Genomic DNA, 16,820 nt, shown 5'->3' with positions numbered 1-16,820 from the left:
CACAGCGTCAGCTGACGCCGGGCAGGAGAGTCTCCTGTCCCCCAGGGAGTCCCCGGGCGGCGCCGACTCCGCCCGGGGACAGGTCTGCGTAGGTGGCCGTATTCGGACGATCCCCCGCGTCGCCCGAATACGGCCGCCCCGCGCGCATCGATCCCCTCAGGGCCGATGGCCGGGACGCGCTGAGTATAGTTGGCTGGGAGCCAGTCAACGCAGGAGATAAGAATGTCCCCCCGCAGCGCATCGGTCAATGAGGAGTTGCGCCGACGTTCCCGCGAGCGGCTCCTGCAGGCGACATTGGAGCTTGTCGGGGAGCGCGGGTACGACGCGACGACCCTGGGCGACATCGCGGACCGGGCCGGTTCCGCCCGCGGTCTGGTCTCGTACTACTTCCCCGGCAAGCGGCAGTTGCTGCAGTCCGCCGTGCACCGGCTGATGCACCGGACGCTGCAGGAGGCTCTCGAGCGGGAGCCGCGGCCCACCGCGGACGACGGGGACGAGCGGCTGGCGCGTGCCATCGACGCGATCCTCGGGCTCGCCCGCGATCAGCCCGTCCTGATGCGCACCCACATGGCCGGGATCCTGCAGGCCGAGGGATTCGTGCAGTGCCCCGAGCAGCAGCGACTCGCGTCACTGCTGCGCGACACCGTCGTACGGCACGGGACCCTGGACGTCGACCGGGACTATCCGCTGCTGCGGGCCCTGCTGATGGGTGCCGTCTTCGCCGTGCTCGTGCCGGGGGTTCCGATGCCCGTGGTGACGCTGCGCGCCGAGCTCTTCCAGCGCTACGGGCTCGCACGGGAGCTGGGCTACCCGCCGGACGACCGTGCTGACGATCTGTCGTCCGGCGAGAGTCCCGTACATGGCCGAGTGGCCGATTTCTCACGCTACTTCGAACCGCTGCGGCCGGCGGCCGCCGACGAGGATCAGTCGAAGTAGTCCGGCTGCGTCTGGACGTTGAGCTCGTCCATGTGGATCCGCTTGGCCGGATCCGTGCGCCGGTCGCTCAGCTTCAGGACGTCGAAGCCCTTCGCGATGTCGTTGGAGAAGATGTAGCCGTTGTAGTAGTACGCCGACCAGGATCCGCCGACCTGCAGTGCGTCGGTGGTCAGCGGGCCACGCTCGAAGTAGCCGATCTCCTTGGGCTTCGAGGAGTCCGTGAAGTCCCAGACGGAGACGCCGCCCTGGTACCAGGCCTGGACCATGAGGTCCTTGCCCTTGACCGGGATCAGCGAGCCGTTGTGCGCGACACAGTTCTCGGTGTCGGCCTGGTGGCGCGGGATCTTGAAGTAGCTGCGGAAGACGAGCTTGCGCTTGTCGCCCTTGCCGACGATGTCGTAGATGCCGTCGGCACCGCGGTCCGGGCCGATCGCGGCGTTGCAGGTGGCCGCTCCGCCGCCGCCCAGCTCGTCGGTGAACACGACCTTGTTCGCCTTCTGGTTGAAGGTCGCCGAGTGCCAGAACGCGAAGTTCACGTTGTCCTGGACCTGGTCGATGACCTTCGGGTTCTCCGGGTCCTTGATGGAGAACAGGATGCCGTCGCCCATGCAGGCGCCGGCCGCCAGGTCCTCGGAGGGCAGGACCGTGATGTCGTGGCAGCCGGTGGTCTTGGAGACGCCCGGGTTGGTGGGCGCGCCCGGGTTGCCGCCGCCGTCCGCACCCTCACCGGGGAACAGGACGGGGAAGTTGACCAGGGCCGCGTCCTGCGGGGCCTTGCGCGGCACCTTGATGACGGAGATGCCGTCGTGCGGCGGCTGGCAGTCGGGGAACGTGGCGCTCGGCGAGTACGAGGAGACGTACACGTAGACGTTCTTCTTCTCCGGCACCAGGGTGTGCGTGTGCGAGCCGCATGCGGTCTCGACGGCGGCGACGTACTTCGGGTTCCGCTTGTCGCTGATGTCGAAGACCTTCATGCCCTCCCACGACGACTTCTCGGTCGCGGGCTGGGTGGTGGAGGCACAGGAGTTGTCGCTGCGCGAGCTGTCCGTGGACAGGAACAGCAGGTTCCCGGAGACCGAGATGTCGTTCTGGGAACCGGGGCACAGGACCTGCGCGACGGTCTTCGGCGCCTTCGGGTTGCTGATGTCGAAGACGCGGAAACCGTCGTAGTTCCCGGCGAAGGCGTACTTGCCCTGGAAGGCGAGGTCCGAATTGGTTCCGGGCAGCGCGTCCTTGGGGATGTTCGTGAGGTGCTCGATGTTGTCCGAGTGGACGATCTCGTCCTGGCCGGGTATCTCACCCGCGGCTATCGCCGCCTCGGCCTCGGCCTCCGTGCTCTTCGAAACGCTCTTGGGCGCCGCGGACCTGTCGCCCGGATCGGGCGTCGCGGCCGCGGGCCCCGCGGCGAGCAGGGCTGCCAGGAGTCCGGCCGCGGCCGTGGCAACTCCCAGGCGTCTGAGGCGTGTTCGGGCAGAGTTGTGCAACAGGGTCACTGTTGTCTCCCTCGTCTCCCTGATTGACGTCGGCGTCGTACATTCGTGAACGGTTCACGGATCCCCCGAGTATCGTCTTCATCATGCACAGATCAACAGATGGCAACGTACTCGTAATGAAAGTTGCTGTTCCCGCGCTGGTCGCGGCACTCGCGCTGGGGTTGACCGGGTGCGACTCGGGGAGCGACGCGGACGGGAAGGCCAACTCCGCGGTGTCCGGCGGGCCTTCGGTGATCGCGCCCGGGAAACCGGGAGAGGCCGCGGAGACCCTGTCCGCGCAGGACGCGCAGGAGCGCAAGGCCGACGACAAGCCCAACTCGGCCGATGTCGCGTACGCGCAGATGATGATCCTGCACCACGAGCAGGCACTGAAGATGACCGAACTGGCCCCGAAGCAGGCCGAGTCGGGGCAGGTGAAGCGGCTCGCCGAGCGGATCGCCGCCGCGCAGGGGCCCGAGGTCGACGTCATGCGGGCGTGGTTGAAGAAGTACGGGAAGCCCGAGGCCGCCTCGGGTCACTCGGCGCACGGTTCGATGCCGGGGATGGCCAGTGCGGGGCAGCTCAAGAGTCTGCGGGGAGCACGGGGGCCCGCGTTCGACGAGCTGTTCCTGAAGCTGATGATCACGCATCACCAGGGGGCCGTGACCATGGCCACGGAAGTGAAGAGCGACGGGAACGACGTGGTGGTCGAGGAGATGGCGGACGACGTGATCGCGCAGCAGACCACCGAGATCGAGCGGATGCGCGACATGTCGTGACGTGGGGCCCTCGGCTTTCGGGCGGGAGACAAAAGCGCGAAGCCGGGGCCCAGGGCCTGTCTTCAGGCTCCCGTCCGCCTCCCTCCGGGCGACGACGGGAGCTTGAGGACAGGCCCTAGCGGCGATGGTGGCGCGGGGACAGGAAGCCCGCGTCGCGCGCCGCCGCGATCAGGCGCAGGGACTTGCGGCGGCTGCGGCCGGTCACGTACATGACCGCGAGCACCGGGTCGCGACCCTCGTCCTGCGCGGCGCGGTAGGCCTCGGCGACGGTGCGCCGGCCCTCGGCGCCGCGGGGCCTGGAGGGTCGGGCGCGGTGGGCGGCCGGCCCTCCCGGTTCCGGGCGGCCCGGAAGGTCCAACTGGTCCAACTGGTCCAGGTGGAGCGGGTGATCCGGCCGCCCCGGGAGGTCAGGCCGGTCCGGGTGGTCCGACGAGGCGCCGTCGCGCTGCTCGGCGACGGCCCGGCGCGCGTCCTCCAGCGGGCCCTGGATCCACTCGGCGAGGGACCCGAACTCGTCCAGGGAGAGAGGTGGTTGGGCGCGCATGTCCTCGATGGAGGCACGGCCCTCCGACACGACGGCGACCACGTCGACGTGGCTGCCGCTGTCGAAGGCGAGCCGGAGGTGGAACCACTGCGGCGGCACGTCCCGCGAAGCGCCGTCCCAGGAGCCGCCCGCAACCGCTCCATGCCCCTGGACCTCCCCGTGCGGCGGCCACACAGAAACGTCACTGTTCGGTCGAACGTGATCAGTGATGTCAAAAAATGAACTCTCCAGCACCTACGAACGGTAACCCCGTGATCACATTTGGTCAGCAAGGGCGCGCAGAGGGCTCTCGGGTATCCCCCGCACACCCGCCGCACTCCGCCCTCTCCCCCGGCGCGGCGCGCGGTGCCATGCTGAGGAACATCAGCGCAGCACCAGCGGAAGGAGCCGCCCGTGCCGCACATCGCCGTCGTCGGATCGGGGCCGAGCGGGGTCTACGCCGCGCAGAGCCTCGTGCAGCAGCTCCGCGTCCCGGACCTCCGGGTCGATGTGCTGGACCGGCTGCCCTGCCCGTACGGCCTGGTGCGCTACGGGGTGGCGCCCGACCACGAGAAGATCAAGTCGCTCCAGGGAAACCTGCGCAAGGTGCTCGAGGACGAACGGGTCAGGTTCCTCGGCGGGGTGGAGGTCGGGCCCGCGCTGCCGCCCGCGAAGCTCCTGGAGCTGTACCACGCGGTGGTGTACTGCGTCGGCGCCGCGGCCGACCGGCGGCTCGGGGTGCCGGGTGAGGACCTGCCGGGCAGTTGGTCGGCGACCGACTTCGTGGCCTGGTACAGCGCCCATCCGGACGCGCGGGACGACGGGTTCGTCCGCGAGGTGCGCTCAGCCGTCGCCATCGGCGTGGGCAATGTCGCCGTCGACGTGACGCGGATGCTGGCCCGCGGCGCCGCCGAGCTCGCGCCGACCGACATCCCGCAGGCGGCGCTCGCCACACTGGGCGCGAGCGAGGTGCGGGACGTGTACATGGTGGGGCGGCGCGGCCCTTCGCAGGCCCGCTTCACCACCAAGGAGCTGCGCGAGCTGGGCTCCCTGCCGGACACCGAAATCGTCCTGGACGAAGCCGAGTTGGCGCTCGATCCGGGCTACGCGGAACCGTCGTCGCTGCCCGCGGCGAACCGGCGGAACGTGGACGTGCTGCGCGGCTGGGCCGCCCTGCCCCGCGAGGACCGGCGGCGCCGCATCCATCTGCGCTTCTTCCTGCGGCCCGTCGAGGTCGTCGGGCGCGACGGGCGGGTCGCCGCGGTGCGGTTCGAGCGGACCCGGCCCGACGGGCGCGGCGGGGTGACCGGCACCGGGGTGTACGAGGAGATCGGCGCGGAGCTGGTGCTGCGGTCGGTGGGGTATCGCGGGGTGCCGCTGGAGGGGCTGCCGTTCGACGCGGAGCTCGGGACGGTGCCGCATGTCTCCGGGCGCGTGCTGCGCGAGGGGCGGGTGTCGCCCGGGGAGTACGTCGCGGGGTGGATCAAGCGCGGGCCGACCGGTGTCATCGGCACCAACCGGCCGTGCGCCAAGGAGACGGTGACGTCACTGCTCGACGACGCCCCCGACCTCGTACGCACGGAGCGCGCGCGGGATCCGCTGGACGGGCTCGTCGCGGCCGGGGTGCGGCCCGTGGAGTGGGCGGGGTGGCTGGGGATCGAGCGGGCCGAGGCGGAGTTGGGGCGCTCGCTCGGCCGCGGGCCGGTCAAGATCCCCGACTGGGAGGGGTTGTTGGGCGCGGCGGCCGCCGGGTCGTAGGCGATCTCCGCCGGCTCCCGGGGTGCGACACATCCCGGCAACACCCGCGCAATCAACAAAACGTTTAAGCCGATTACGGTCTCGTGCTGCCGCCCCCTCCCGTTGTCCCCCGGGACTCCCTGGCCTTGGAGCACGTATGGCACAGACGCCACGTATGACTCATCCCGTCGATGAGGTCCCGCCCGTACGCCAGTTGGCGGCGTTCGGTCTGCAGCACGTCCTCGCCATGTACGCGGGCGCGGTCGCCGTTCCCCTGATCGTGGGCGGCGCGATGAAGCTGTCCGCCGCGGATCTCGCGTATCTGATCACCGCCGATCTGCTGGTGTGCGGCATCGCGACGCTGATCCAGTGCGTCGGTGTGTGGCGGTTCGGCATCCGGCTGCCCATCGTGCAGGGGTGCACGTTCGCGGCCGTGTCGCCGATGGTGCTGATCGGCACGACCGGGGGCGGACTGCCCGCGATCTACGGTGCGGTGATCGTCGCGGGGCTCGCGATGATGCTGCTCGCACCGGTCTTCGGGCGGCTGCTCCGGTTCTTCCCGCCGCTGGTGACGGGCACGGTGATCCTGATCATCGGGCTCTCGCTGCTGCCGACCGCGGGCACGTGGGCGGCCGGTGGAGCCGGGGCGACGGACTTCGGGGCGCCGAAGAACATCGGGCTCGCCGCGTTCGTGCTGGTGCTCGTGCTCGGGGTGCAGCGGTTCGCGCCGCCCGCGCTGAGCCGGGTCGCGGTGCTGGTCGGCATCGTGGTCGGCACGGCGGTGGCGATACCCACCGGGTTCACGGACTTCGGCGCGGTCGGTGACGCGAACTGGGTGGGGATCAGCACGCCGTTCCACTTCGGGGCGCCGGAGTTCCACGGCGCGGCGATCGTCAGCATGCTGATCGTGGCCCTGGTCACCATGACCGAGACGACCGGCGACTTCATCGCGGTCGGCGAGATGACCGACCGCCCGGTGGACCGGCGCGCGCTCGCCGACGGGCTGCGCGCCGACGGGTTCTCGACCGTCCTCGGCGGTGTCTTCAACACCTTCCCGTACACGGCGTTCGCGCAGAACGTCGGTCTGGTCGGCATGACGAAGGTGCGCAGCCGCTGGGTCGTGGCCGTCGCGGGCGGCATCCTCGTGGTGCTCGGTCTGCTGCCGAAGCTGGGCGCGGTGATCGCCGCGATCCCGTCGCCGGTGCTCGGCGGCGCCGGGCTCGTGATGTTCGGGACGGTCGCGGCGAGCGGTCTGAAGACCCTGTCCAAGGTGGAGTTCGAGGGCAACAGCAACCTGACCGTGGTCGCGGTGTCGGTCGCGCTCGGTGTGCTCCCGGTCGGCGTGCCGACGCTCTACGAGAAGTTCCCCGACTGGTTCCAGACGGTGATGGACAGCGGGATCAGCGCGGGCTGCATCACGGCGATCGCGCTCAACCTGCTCTTCAACCACCTTCCCGGGAAGGGCGGTTCGGCTGCGGAACCCGACGCCGAGCCGGCCGAGAAGGCCCCGGCACCGCTCGTCCCCGCTCCGGCGGCGCGCGTTGCGGATGTGCCGCTGCCCGACTGAGCGGAAACCGTTCGATCGACCGCCGTTCGATCAGCTGTCGCTGCCGTCGCCGAGGCGGTCCGCCTGCCGGTCGGCGGCGGCCAGCACGCTGTCGAGCAGACCGGGGAACAGCGCGTCCAGGTCGTCCCTGCGCAGCCCGTTCAGCTTGGTGGTGCCTCGGTAGACCTGCTCGATCACCCCGCTCTCGCGCAGCACCCGGAAGTGGTGCGTGGAGGTGGACTTGGTGACGGGCAGGTCGAAGTGCGAACAGGACAGTTCGGCGCTCCGCGCGGCGGCCATCTCCCTTACGACCGCGAGCCGCATCGGATCGGCCAGCGCGTGCAGCACGGCTTCCAGACGGATCTCCTCACGGGCCGGGTGCGCGAGCGTGCGGCCTGCGGCGGTCTGCGTCTGCGGTGCTGCGGTCGACATGGCGGCTTCCCCTTTGTGTACGACCAGCGCTCGCGTACAAGCAGCGCTCCAGTGGTCCGTCCCGAGGTCATTGTACGAGAACTCTCGTAGTTTGACAGGTGCCGTACTACGATGCCTATCGTACGAAGGAAGCAGTCGAGTCCGTACGAATGGAGTCCACCGTGAGCGCGCTGTTCGAGCCCTACACCCTGCGGTCGCTGACCGTCCCGAACCGGGTCTGGATGCCGCCGATGTGCCAGTACAGCGCCGCTCCCGAGGGCCCGCTGACCGGCGCCCCCACGGACTGGCACCTCCAGCACTACGGCGCCCGCGCGGCCGGTGGCACGGGCCTGATCATCGTCGAGGCCACGGGCGTCAGCCCCGAGGGCCGGATCTCCCCGTACGACCTCGGCATCTGGAACGACGCGCAGGTCACGGGCCTGCGCCGGATCACGGACTTCATGAAGAGCCAGGGCACCGTCGCCGGCATCCAGATCGGTCACGCGGGCCGCAAGGCCAGCACCGACCGCCCCTGGAAGGGCGGCGCCCCGCTCGGTCCCGAGGAGCACGGCTGGGCGGCGGTGGCGCCGAGCGCGATCGCCTTCGACGACCGGCACGCGGTGCCGGCCGAGCTGACGGCCGACGGCATCAAGGAGATCGTGGGCCAGTTCGCGGACGCGGCGCGGCGGGCGCTGGACGCCGGGTTCGAGGTCGTCGAGCTCCACGGGGCGCACGGCTACCTCATCGCGCAGTTCCTCTCCCCGCACAGCAACAAGCGCACCGACGAGTACGGCGGCTCGTACCAGAACCGCACCCGGTTCGCCCTGGAGGTCGTGGACGCCGTGCGCGCCGTGTGGCCCGACGAACTGCCGCTGTTCTTCCGTATCTCCGCGACCGACTGGCTGGACGGGCAGGAGGGCTGGACCGCCGACGAGACCGTCCGGTTCGCCGCCGAGCTGAAGGCCCACGGAGTCGACCTGATCGACGTCTCCACGGGTGGCAACGCGTCCGGCGTGCGCATCCCGGTCGGCCCGGGCTACCAGGTGCCGTTCGCGGCGCGCGTCCGCAACGAGGCCGGTGTCCCGGCCGCCGCCGTCGGTCTGATCACGGAGACGCAGCAGGCCGAGAAGATCATCGTGGACGGCGAGGCGGACGCCGTGCTGCTCGGCCGTGAGCTGCTGCGCGACCCGTCGTTCGCCCGGCACGCGGCCCGCGAACTGGGCGCCGACGTGCACGTGCCGGACCAGTACCACCGCTCGGTCTGAGCCGGGAGACGCACACCGGGGCGGAGGCGAACATCGCCTCCGCCCCGGTGCGTTCGCGCGGGGTGGGCCCACGCCTCCTTCCGGGGGTGCCGGGGAGAGCGACGGAGACCCCACGACGGGCCTACGCGGCAGCGAGCGGGTCCTCGTTGTCCCCTGGCGGTGGCGCTGCCGGCTTGTCGTAGCTCATGGTCGGTCCCGCCCGTCCGCTTGTCGGCATACCGCCAGCGAACTGCGCGGATGGGTGCTTGACGGAGATCCTTCCTGTAGCCCTCCCTGTCATCCACAATGGAGTCATGGCAGGCGGGGAGCGCATCGGGCTCATGATTCGAAGGCTGCGCGAAGAGCGTGGCCTTTCGCAGGCTGACCTGGCGCGCAAGCTCGACGTGGACGCCGAAGCCCTCGAACGCGCCACCGCCGCGGGCAAGCCGGGCTGGTCGCGGTGGGACCACGACCGGCCCGTCATGACGTTCGCCGCCGACGGCGGGCGCGTCGTCCATGCTCCTCGCGAGGAGGAGTGGCGCCTTGGAGGTGACTGCGGTGCCGCGGAGGGCATTTCACCGCTCACCCGTAAGGGCACGTTCCTCCGTTCCCGGGCGCCGCGACGGACGACTTCCGGTGGTGGGTGCATCCGACACGGCCCGCCGGACTGAACGTTCGGTGACACGGGTTCCCCGTTCCGCGGCTCCGCCGTGCCTCGCAAGCCAATGCCGTCAGAGGTGACCGATGCCAGCCGCTTCCCAGACCCGTCATCCTTCGCCCGGGGATCTCGCGCTCATCGCCGTCGACGGTGACGCGCCGCCGCCGGCGGAGGAGCACCTGCGGGTCTGCGCACCGTGCCGGACGATGCTCGACTCGTTCCTGCGCGTCCTGGAGGCAGGACGCGCGGGAACGGCGGATCCGGTGCGGCCGCCCGACGACGTCTGGGACACGATCCGCGACCAGTTGTAGCCGCCTCACCGTCGGCTCAGGCGCCCCGGCCACCAGGCTTTCGGCCCGATGTCCCGCACCAGGGCGGGCACGAGCAGCGAGCGGACGACCAGGGTGTCGAGGAGCACGCCGAACGCGACGATGAAGGCGATCTGCACGAGGAAGGCGAGCGGGATGACGCCGAGCGCGGCGAAGGTGGCGGCCAGCACGACGCCCGCCGAGGTGATCACCCCGCCGGTGGCGACGAGCGCCTTGAGGATGCCCTCGCGCACGCCGTGTTCCAGTGATTCCTCCCGGGCCCGGGACATCAGGAAGATGTTGTAGTCCACGCCCAGGGCGACGAGGAACACGAATCCGTAGAGCGGCACGGAGGCGTCGGTGCCGGAGAAGCCGAGGACGTGCTGGAACACCAGAGAGGAAATGCCCAGCGTGGCCGCGAAGTTGAGCGCCACGGTCGCGACCAGGATCAGCGGCATGAGCACGGACCGCAGCAGTCCGACGAGGATGACCAGGATGATGGCCAGGACCACGGGGACGATCAGTACGCGGTCGCGTTCCGCGGTCTTCTGGGTGTCGTACTGCTGGGCGGTGTAGCCGCCGACCAGGGCGTCGGCGCCGTCGATCCCGTGCAGGGCGGTGCGCAGCCGGGCCACGGTGGCCTTGGCGGCGTCGCTGTCCGCGGCGTCCTCCAGGGTGACGTCCACCCGGATCCTGCCGTCCACGACCCGGGTGTCACCGGCGCCGGGGCGTCCCTGGCCGGTCAGCGGCGTCGCGTCGGCCACGCCGGTGGTCGCCTCGGCCCGCTCGACGATCTGCTTCTCGTGACCGGCGTCGGCGATCACGACGGCCGGGTTGCCGGAGCCGCCGGGGAAGTGCTCGGCGAGGGTGGCCTGCGCGGCGACGGACGGCGCGTCGTTGACGAAGATCTCGTCGAGCGGCACGCCCTTGGAGTTCAGGGTGGGGGCGAAGGCGGCGCACGCCAGGAGGCCGACGAGCGCGACGGCCCAGATCCGGCGCGGTGCCCGCGCGACGGCGCCCGCGATGCGGCGCCACACTCCGTGGCCGCCGCCCGCCGCTTCCGCGGGGCGCGGACGGGCGGGCCAGTAGGCGGCGTTGCCCAGCAGCACGAGGGCCGCCGGCAGGAAGGTGAGGGTGCTCAGCACGGCGCAGACGATGCCGATGGCGCCGACCGGACCGAGGGCCCGGTTGTTGGTGAGGTCGCTCAGCAGCAGGGCGAGCAGCCCGAGCGCGACCGTGGCGGCACTGGCCACGACGGCCCCGGTGGAACGGCGCAGGGCCGCCCGCATGGCGGCGAACCGGTCGTCGCCCGCGGCGAGTTCCTCGCGGTATCGGGCGGTGAGGAGGAGGGCGTAGTCGGTGGCCGCGCCGATCACCAGGATCGACAGGATGCCCTGCACCTGGCCGTCGACCCGGACGATGTCGTGGTCCGCGAGGACGTAGACGACGGCGCACGCGACCCCCAGGGCGAACACCGCGCTGATGATGATCACGAAGGGGAGCAGGACGCTGCGGTAGACCAGCAGGAGGATCACCAGGACCGTGATCAGGGCGACCCCGAGCAGCAGTCCGTCGATCCCGGCGAAGGCGTCGGACAGGTCGGCCTGGCTCGCGGCGGGTCCGGCGAGGGCCGCCGTGGCCCCGGTGACGGTGCCCGCGCGGCCGGAGATCCGGTCGAGCGTGCCGGACAGGTCGTCGCCGAGGTCGGGCCGCAGTTGGACCACGCCTTCCAGCGCCTTCCGGTCGCGCGAGGGGATCGCGGGCGACACCTCGCCCACCACTCCGGGCGTGCCCTTGAGCGAGGCCAGGGCGCGCGTGGCGGCACCGCGCTGCTCGGTGTCGAGCGCACCGTCGTCGTCGGCCGTCCACACCACGATCACGGGCAGGGTCTCGTCCTGCCGGAAGGCGCGCTGCGCCTCGATCACGCGGGTCGACTCCGCGCTGCGCGGCAGGAACGCGGCCTGGTCGTTGGTCGCGACCTCACCGAGTTTGCCCGCGAAGGGCCCCAGCGCGCCTCCCACGGCGAGCCAGACGACGAGCAGGACGAGGGGCACGAGCCAACGGGTGCCTCGTGTGGTGCGGGACATGGTGCTCCCAGAGCGAAGACGGCAGGATGAAGCTCAACGCCAAAGTATCTTAATGATTGAGATAGATGGATGCTCGGGCGGTTCGCGTTCACCATTCGCCCCGGGCCGGACGATCGGATGCAGCAGATGCGTGGCGCGTGCGCCGGCTAGGTGCGGGCGCCGCTCCTGGTCTCGGCGAGTTCCTCGTTGAGGGTGTTCAAGAACCGCAGCACGACGGCCAGTTCGTCGTCGTCGAAGCGGCGGCGGGCCCGGTCCGCGGCCTCGGCCAGCGGGGCGAAGTGCCGCTTCGCCTTCACCTGCGCGCCGGGAACGTAGTGCAGGTGGACGACCCGCCGGTCGGCGCTCTCCCGGACCCGCTTGACGTGTCCCGCGCGTTCCAGACGGTCCACGCAGGCGCTGACCGCGCCGGAGGTGAGCCCCAGCCGCTGACGCAGCAGGCTGGGGGTGAGCGGGGTCGCGGAGTCGAGGATGGCGGCGAGCGCCTGGACATCCGTGGGGTGCAGGTCCTGCCCGGCAGCGAACGCGTGCACGAGCCGGTTCAGTTCGCCGTTGAGGCGGCGCAGCTCGACGGCGAGGGCGAACAGGTCCGGGTGCGGGGCCCCGGACGCGGGGGCCTTGTCGGGTTCACGGTTGTCCACCTGCCCACCCTACCGACGCCCGCCCGAGGGTCCGGATCGCCGCAGGTCGACGGCGCCGCGCCACGCGCCGGGCCGCGGACCCTCGCCAAACGATGCATATTCGGTGCGAGTGGAAGCCCCTGGCGCGCCTCCCCAAAAGTAGCCACCACACGGCCGGCGACGGAGGGGCACGGGCCAATGGGCACTCGGACGATCACGCGGACTCCGCACAGCGGCTTGTGGGCGCCGGTGGAGGAGTCACTCGCCGACGAGGAACTCGCGGCAGGTCTGCGGCGTGGTCACGAAGCCTGTCTCGAGGCCGCCTACCACCGCTGGGGCACGCTCGTTCACACCCTGGCCAGCCGGTCGTTGGGGGACGCGCGGGAGGCCGAGGACGTCACCCAGCAGGTGTTCCTCGCCGTGTGGCACGGGCGCGACGGCTACGCGCCGGAGCGCGGCGCCCTGGCCGGGTGGATCGTCGGGATCACCCGGCGCAAGATCGCCGACGCCCTGCGCGCGCGGACCCGCCGGGCCGTGCTCGCCTCCGCCGTGCAGGCGGCGCTCGACATGACGGCTTCGGGCGTCGACGACAGCCCTCGGCACACGCTGGACCGGGTGGTGGTGAGCCACGAACTCGGGCTGCTGCCCGAGGCGCAGCGGCGCGTGCTGGAGCTCGCCTTCTTCGCCGACCTCACCCACACCCAGATCGCCGAGGTGACGGGATGGCCGCTGGGCACAGTGAAGAGCCATTCCCGGCGGGGCCTGAACCGGCTGCGCCTACGGCTCGCCGACAGCGATCCCGCCTGACCCCTTCGCCTCCGCGGCGAGGCGTTCCGCCGCCTTGGTGATGTTGTACGTCATGCCGCCGAAGACCACGGCGTGGAAGGGCGCCACGCTCCACCAGTAGGCGTGTCCCCCCAGTCCGTGCGGATGGAACAGAGCGCGCTGCAGCAGCACGGTCCGACCCTGACGGTCGTGGCCGATCCGGAACTCCAGCCAGGCCAGACCCGGCAGCAGCATCTCGGCGCGCAGCCGCAGGACCTTGCCGCGTTCGATCTGCTCGACCCGCCAGAAGTCGACCACGTCACCCAGGCGCAGCCGCGTGGCGTCCCGTCGGCCGCGGCGCAGCCCCACGCCGCCCACCAGCCGGTCGATCCAGCCCCTGACGGACCAGCCGAGCCCGAACGAGTACCAGCCGTGCTCGCCTCCGATCCCCTCGATGACGGCCCACAGGTACTCCGGGTCCGCCGTGGTGCGCCGGGCACGCCGGTCGCGGTAGAGGCTGCCGCCCGCCCAGTCGGGGTCCGTGGGCAGCGGATCGCTGGGCACCCCGGGCACGGCCGCGGCCGACCAGTGCGTACTCACCTGCGCCTCCTTCACCTGGCGCAGGGCGAGCCGGAGCGCTTCGTCGAAGTCGATCGGCGTGCCGGCGGGATCGGGGACGTAGCGCGCGATGTCGTGCTCAACGCAGACGACCTCGTGGCGCAGTGACTCGGCGAGCGGGCGGGCGATGCCCCGCGGGACCGGCGTGATCAGACCGATCCAGTGGCTGGACAGGCCGGGCGTCATCATGGGGACGGAGACGATCATGCGGTGGGGCAGATCGGCGACCCGTGCGTAGCGCTGCATCATGTCGCGGTAGTTCATGACATCGGGCCCGCCGATGTCGAACGAGCGGGACACCTCCGGGGGCAGGTCCGCGCAGCCGACGAGATAGCGCAGCACGTCCGCGACGGCGATCGGCTGGATGCGGGTGCGGACCCAGCGGGGCGTGACCATGACGGGCAGGCGTTCGGTGAGGTAGCGCAGCATCTCGAACGAGGTGGAGCCGGAGCCGATGATGACGGCCGCGCGCAGGACGGCGGTGGGCACCCCGGAGTCCAGGAGGATGCGGCCGACTTCGCTGCGCGAGCGCAGGTGCGGCGAGAGCTCCGACTCGGGGACGTCGGCGGGGGTCAGACCGCCCAGGTAGACGATCCGGTCCACGCCCGTCTCCGCCGCGGCGCGAGCGAAGGTGTGCGCGGCGCGGCGGTCGGTCTCCTCGAAGTCGTCGCCGCTTCCCATGCCGTGGACCAGGTAGTACGCGACGTCGATCCCGTCCAGGGCAGCGGTGACGGAGTCCGCGTCGAGCACGTCGCCGCGGACGATCTCGACCCGGTCCGCCCATTCGAAGTCGCGCAGTTTCTCCGGTGTGCGCGCCAGGCAGCGGACGCGATGGCCCCGCGCCAGCAGTTCGGGGACGAGTCTGCCGCCCACGTAGCCGCTCGCTCCCGTCACCAGGCAGTGCCGGCCGCCGTCCGTGGGAGAGGCCTCGGGAGTGACATCGGGGGACACATCGGGCGCTGGCCTTCGGCCGGGAGAGGAACTCATGATCCGACACCTACCCCGTGCGGCGGCGGGCACAGGCCGCTATCCGTGTACCGCCTCGTTCCGCGTCCGCTTCCGGCCGGTTCCCGGGCCTGCTGCCAGACTGGAGGGATGACGACCATGGACCAGCTGCGCAAGGCCGCGCTCGCCCTCCCGGAGACCGAGGAGGGCACCCACTTCGGCATGGCCGCCTTCTCCGTGCGGGGCAAGGGTTTCGCGTCGGTGACCAAGGACGGGGACGTCCAGCTCCACCTGCCCGCGGACGAGGCTCGGGCGGCGCTCGCCGCGCACCCCGGCGCGGAGCCGGTGGCGCGTGGCGAGACGCTGATCGGGCTGCGGATCCCGCCGGCCGACGTGGATGGCAAGGAGCTCAACTCGCTGGTGCGGGCCGCCTGGTCGAGCCGCGCGCCCAAGCGGCTGGCGGCGTCCCTGGCGGCCGGCGACGCCGCCGACTCCGTTCCCGGTCTCCCGGCCGGTATCGGCCGACCCGCCACCCGCGCCCTGCTCGGCGCGGGCATCGACAGCCTCGACCTGGTCGCGGGGCGCAGCGAGGCGGAACTCCTCGCGCTGCACGGCGTGGGCCCGAAGGCCGTACGGGTGCTGAAGGAGGAGCTGGCCGGCCGGGGGCTGTCCCTGCGGGCGTGAGCGCGGCCCGGCGCGCCCGTGCCCGCTCCACACCGCCGCCCCGCGCCGCGCATCACGCTCCCCCGCCGCCGCTCCCCCCTGGTACGCAAGGGGTGGGCGGGGGCGCACCCGCCACGGCGACGAGGGGTGACGGCATGGACTGGCACGCGTGGCACACGGCGTACGACGATCCGCGGTCCCGGCTGGCGCGGCGCCTGGTCGCGGTGCGGGAGCGGATCCGGGAGGCGCTCGACGACTGTCCGCCCGGGCCGGTGCGGGCGCTGAGCATCTGTGCCGGGCAGGGGGTCGACCTGCTCGGTGTGCTCGCGGAGCATCCGCGGCGCGGTGATGTCACCGCCCGGCTCGTGGAACTCGACCCGCGCAACGCGGACGCGGCGCGGGCGGCCGCGGCGGCCGCGGACCTCAAGGGGGTCGAGGTCGTGACGGGCGACGCCGCGCTCCCGGCCCGGTACGTCGGGGCGGCGCCGGCCGAACTCGTTCTCGCCTGCGGCGTGTTCGGCAACATCACGGCCGAGGACATCGCCCGCACGCTCGACCACTGCACGCATCTCGTGGCCTCGGGCGGCACTCTCGTCTGGACGCGCGGCCGTGTCGAACCGGACCTGTTCCCGACCGTGCGCCGCTGGTTGGCCGAGCGCGGTTTCGAGGAGCTGTGGGTCTCGGCGCCCGACGCGGATTTCGGCGTCGGCGCGCACCGCTTCGCCGGACGGCCGCTGCCGCTGGCGGATCCGGCGGCGCCGATGTTCACGTTCGTCGGGTACGACCGCCTGCGGCGACGGGCCGGATAATCCGCTTCGGTCGAACACACGGTCGTGCGGCTCGTATGATCACGCCACGTCGACCTGGGGGTGGGGACATGGAGATCGGCCGGACACAGCGCCGGACGCGGATCGTCGCGGTGACGGGCGTCTGCGTGCTGGTGCTCGTCGGATGCGGTTCGGAGCGCGGTGGCGCCGAGGCGGCGGCCGGCGCCTCGGCCTCCCCCTCGCCGTCGTTCTCGGGCCGGCCCTCGTGCGCCGAGGCACCGGCCGATCCCGCGCCATCGGCATCACCCACGGCGTCGATGTCCGTGTCGCCGGTCCCGGACGACGGCGGCGCCGCTCCGGAGAACCCGCACTACGACGAGAACCACGCCTACCGCATGTCGGGGCAGCTCACCGCCGACAACCGGGCCGCCGGTGAGGCGACCGTCCGCCTGATCCGTCCCGCTCTGGAGAAGCTGCGCAAGGCCAAGCGGTTCGGTGAGAAGGATGTACGCGACGCGCTGTCCAGGTGGGGCTGCGGCGACGACAACGGACTCGCGGTCGCCTCCGACGCGCCGCAGTACGAGAGGGTCTGGTTCTCCTTCCACAACGGGAAGTCGTGCGTCTCCGCCGAGATCACACCGGAGCGCGTCACGACCGAGGTCTACGGCGCCTACGCCGAACCCGATCCGGCCGGGCCCTGCGTGGAGAACCGCGGCGGACACTGACGCGGGCCGCGGCGTCGGC

Annotated in this window: 17 protein-coding genes; 11 read left to right on the top strand and 6 right to left on the bottom strand. The window is 71.7% G+C overall.

Annotated elements, in window-relative coordinates:
- The first annotated feature begins 222 nt into the window (after nt 1-222).
- On the top strand, nt 223-936 hold the full coding sequence (locus B072_RS0135255) for a TetR/AcrR family transcriptional regulator (RefSeq protein ID WP_018534694.1): 714 nt from the start codon (nt 223-225) through the stop codon (nt 934-936).
- Here B072_RS0135255 and B072_RS0135250 read toward each other — a convergent pair.
- Nucleotides 924-2,429, bottom strand: a complete 1,506-nt coding sequence (locus B072_RS0135250) for an LVIVD repeat-containing protein (RefSeq protein ID WP_018534693.1) — start codon at nt 2,427-2,429, stop codon at nt 924-926. The two genes, B072_RS0135255 and B072_RS0135250, sit on opposite strands and share 13 nt — an antisense overlap.
- Before the next feature lie 116 nt (nt 2,430-2,545).
- On the opposite strand from B072_RS0135250, the gene B072_RS0135245 reads away from it, so the two are divergent.
- Nucleotides 2,546-3,187: a DUF305 domain-containing protein gene (locus B072_RS0135245; protein WP_026246627.1), complete on the top strand. Its 642-nt coding sequence runs from the start codon at nt 2,546-2,548 to the stop codon at nt 3,185-3,187.
- A gap of 115 nt (nt 3,188-3,302) precedes the next feature.
- Here B072_RS0135245 and B072_RS44825 read toward each other — a convergent pair whose 3' ends face one another.
- Nucleotides 3,303-3,830 carry a DUF6214 family protein gene (locus B072_RS44825; protein ID WP_018534691.1) on the bottom strand — a complete coding sequence of 176 codons (528 nt, stop codon included), beginning with the start codon at nt 3,828-3,830 and terminating at the stop codon, nt 3,303-3,305.
- A 294-nt stretch (nt 3,831-4,124) separates the two neighbouring features.
- Between B072_RS44825 and B072_RS0135235 the strand changes: the two genes are divergently transcribed.
- Both B072_RS0135235 and B072_RS0135230 read left to right on the top strand, forming a co-directional pair.
- The gene (locus B072_RS0135235) at nt 4,125-5,468 is read left to right on the top strand and encodes an NADP oxidoreductase (protein WP_018534690.1); all 1,344 of its coding nucleotides are present in this window, start codon (nt 4,125-4,127) and stop codon (nt 5,466-5,468) included.
- Between the two features lie 136 nt (nt 5,469-5,604).
- A complete protein-coding gene (locus tag B072_RS0135230) occupies nt 5,605-7,014 on the top strand; it encodes a nucleobase:cation symporter-2 family protein (RefSeq protein WP_051127355.1) in 1,410 nt (469 codons plus the stop codon).
- A gap of 30 nt (nt 7,015-7,044) precedes the next feature.
- Here B072_RS0135230 and B072_RS0135225 read toward each other — a convergent pair whose 3' ends face one another.
- Nucleotides 7,045-7,425, bottom strand: a complete 381-nt coding sequence (locus tag B072_RS0135225) for an ArsR/SmtB family transcription factor (protein WP_018534688.1) — start codon at nt 7,423-7,425, stop codon at nt 7,045-7,047.
- Nucleotides 7,426-7,586: 161 nt separating this feature from the next.
- Between B072_RS0135225 and B072_RS0135220 the strand changes: the two genes are divergently transcribed.
- The 3 genes from B072_RS0135220 (at nt 7,587) to B072_RS0135210 (ending at nt 9,617) form a co-directional block, all read left to right on the top strand.
- On the top strand, nt 7,587-8,669 hold the full coding sequence (locus B072_RS0135220) for an NADH:flavin oxidoreductase/NADH oxidase (RefSeq protein ID WP_026246625.1): 1,083 nt from the start codon (nt 7,587-7,589) through the stop codon (nt 8,667-8,669).
- Between the two features lie 293 nt (nt 8,670-8,962).
- Nucleotides 8,963-9,319 carry a helix-turn-helix domain-containing protein gene (locus B072_RS0135215; RefSeq protein ID WP_018534686.1) on the top strand — a complete coding sequence of 119 codons (357 nt, stop codon included), beginning with the start codon at nt 8,963-8,965 and terminating at the stop codon, nt 9,317-9,319.
- A 73-nt stretch (nt 9,320-9,392) separates the two neighbouring features.
- Complete coding sequence (locus tag B072_RS0135210; RefSeq protein ID WP_018534685.1) at nt 9,393-9,617, top strand: hypothetical protein; 225 nt, start codon at nt 9,393-9,395, stop codon at nt 9,615-9,617.
- Nucleotides 9,618-9,622: 5 nt separating this feature from the next.
- On the opposite strand, the gene B072_RS0135205 is transcribed toward B072_RS0135210, so the two are convergent.
- Nucleotides 9,623-11,701, bottom strand: a complete 2,079-nt coding sequence (locus tag B072_RS0135205; protein ID WP_026246624.1) for an MMPL family transporter — start codon at nt 11,699-11,701, stop codon at nt 9,623-9,625.
- Between the two features lie 146 nt (nt 11,702-11,847).
- Nucleotides 11,848-12,339 carry a MarR family winged helix-turn-helix transcriptional regulator gene (locus B072_RS0135195; protein ID WP_018534683.1) on the bottom strand — a complete coding sequence of 164 codons (492 nt, stop codon included), beginning with the start codon at nt 12,337-12,339 and terminating at the stop codon, nt 11,848-11,850.
- A gap of 177 nt (nt 12,340-12,516) precedes the next feature.
- Between B072_RS0135195 and B072_RS0135190 the strand changes: the two genes are divergently transcribed.
- Nucleotides 12,517-13,125, top strand: a complete 609-nt coding sequence (locus B072_RS0135190) for a sigma-70 family RNA polymerase sigma factor (RefSeq protein ID WP_018534682.1) — start codon at nt 12,517-12,519, stop codon at nt 13,123-13,125.
- Here the strand turns inward: B072_RS0135190 and B072_RS0135185 are convergent.
- Nucleotides 13,096-14,688: an SDR family oxidoreductase gene (locus tag B072_RS0135185; RefSeq protein ID WP_078506682.1), complete on the bottom strand. Its 1,593-nt coding sequence runs from the start codon at nt 14,686-14,688 to the stop codon at nt 13,096-13,098. The two genes, B072_RS0135190 and B072_RS0135185, sit on opposite strands and share 30 nt — an antisense overlap.
- A gap of 108 nt (nt 14,689-14,796) precedes the next feature.
- Here B072_RS0135185 and B072_RS0135180 point away from each other — a divergent pair, with 108 nt between their 5' ends.
- The 3 genes from B072_RS0135180 (at nt 14,797) to B072_RS0135170 (ending at nt 16,801) form a co-directional block, all read left to right on the top strand.
- On the top strand, nt 14,797-15,330 hold the full coding sequence (locus B072_RS0135180) for an MmcQ/YjbR family DNA-binding protein (protein ID WP_018534680.1): 534 nt from the start codon (nt 14,797-14,799) through the stop codon (nt 15,328-15,330).
- Between the two features lie 134 nt (nt 15,331-15,464).
- Nucleotides 15,465-16,118, top strand: a complete 654-nt coding sequence (locus tag B072_RS0135175) for a class I SAM-dependent methyltransferase family protein (protein WP_018534679.1) — start codon at nt 15,465-15,467, stop codon at nt 16,116-16,118.
- 68 nt (nt 16,119-16,186) lie between these two features.
- On the top strand, nt 16,187-16,801 hold the full coding sequence (locus tag B072_RS0135170) for a hypothetical protein (RefSeq protein ID WP_018534678.1): 615 nt from the start codon (nt 16,187-16,189) through the stop codon (nt 16,799-16,801).
- Nucleotides 16,802-16,820: the final 19 nt, after the last annotated feature.

The organism is Streptomyces sp. HmicA12 (genome assembly GCF_000373565.1).
In the GTDB taxonomy this organism is placed as follows: Bacteria; Actinomycetota; Actinomycetes; order Streptomycetales; family Streptomycetaceae; genus Streptomyces.
This window is presented reverse-complemented; position numbering and strand designations above follow the sequence as displayed.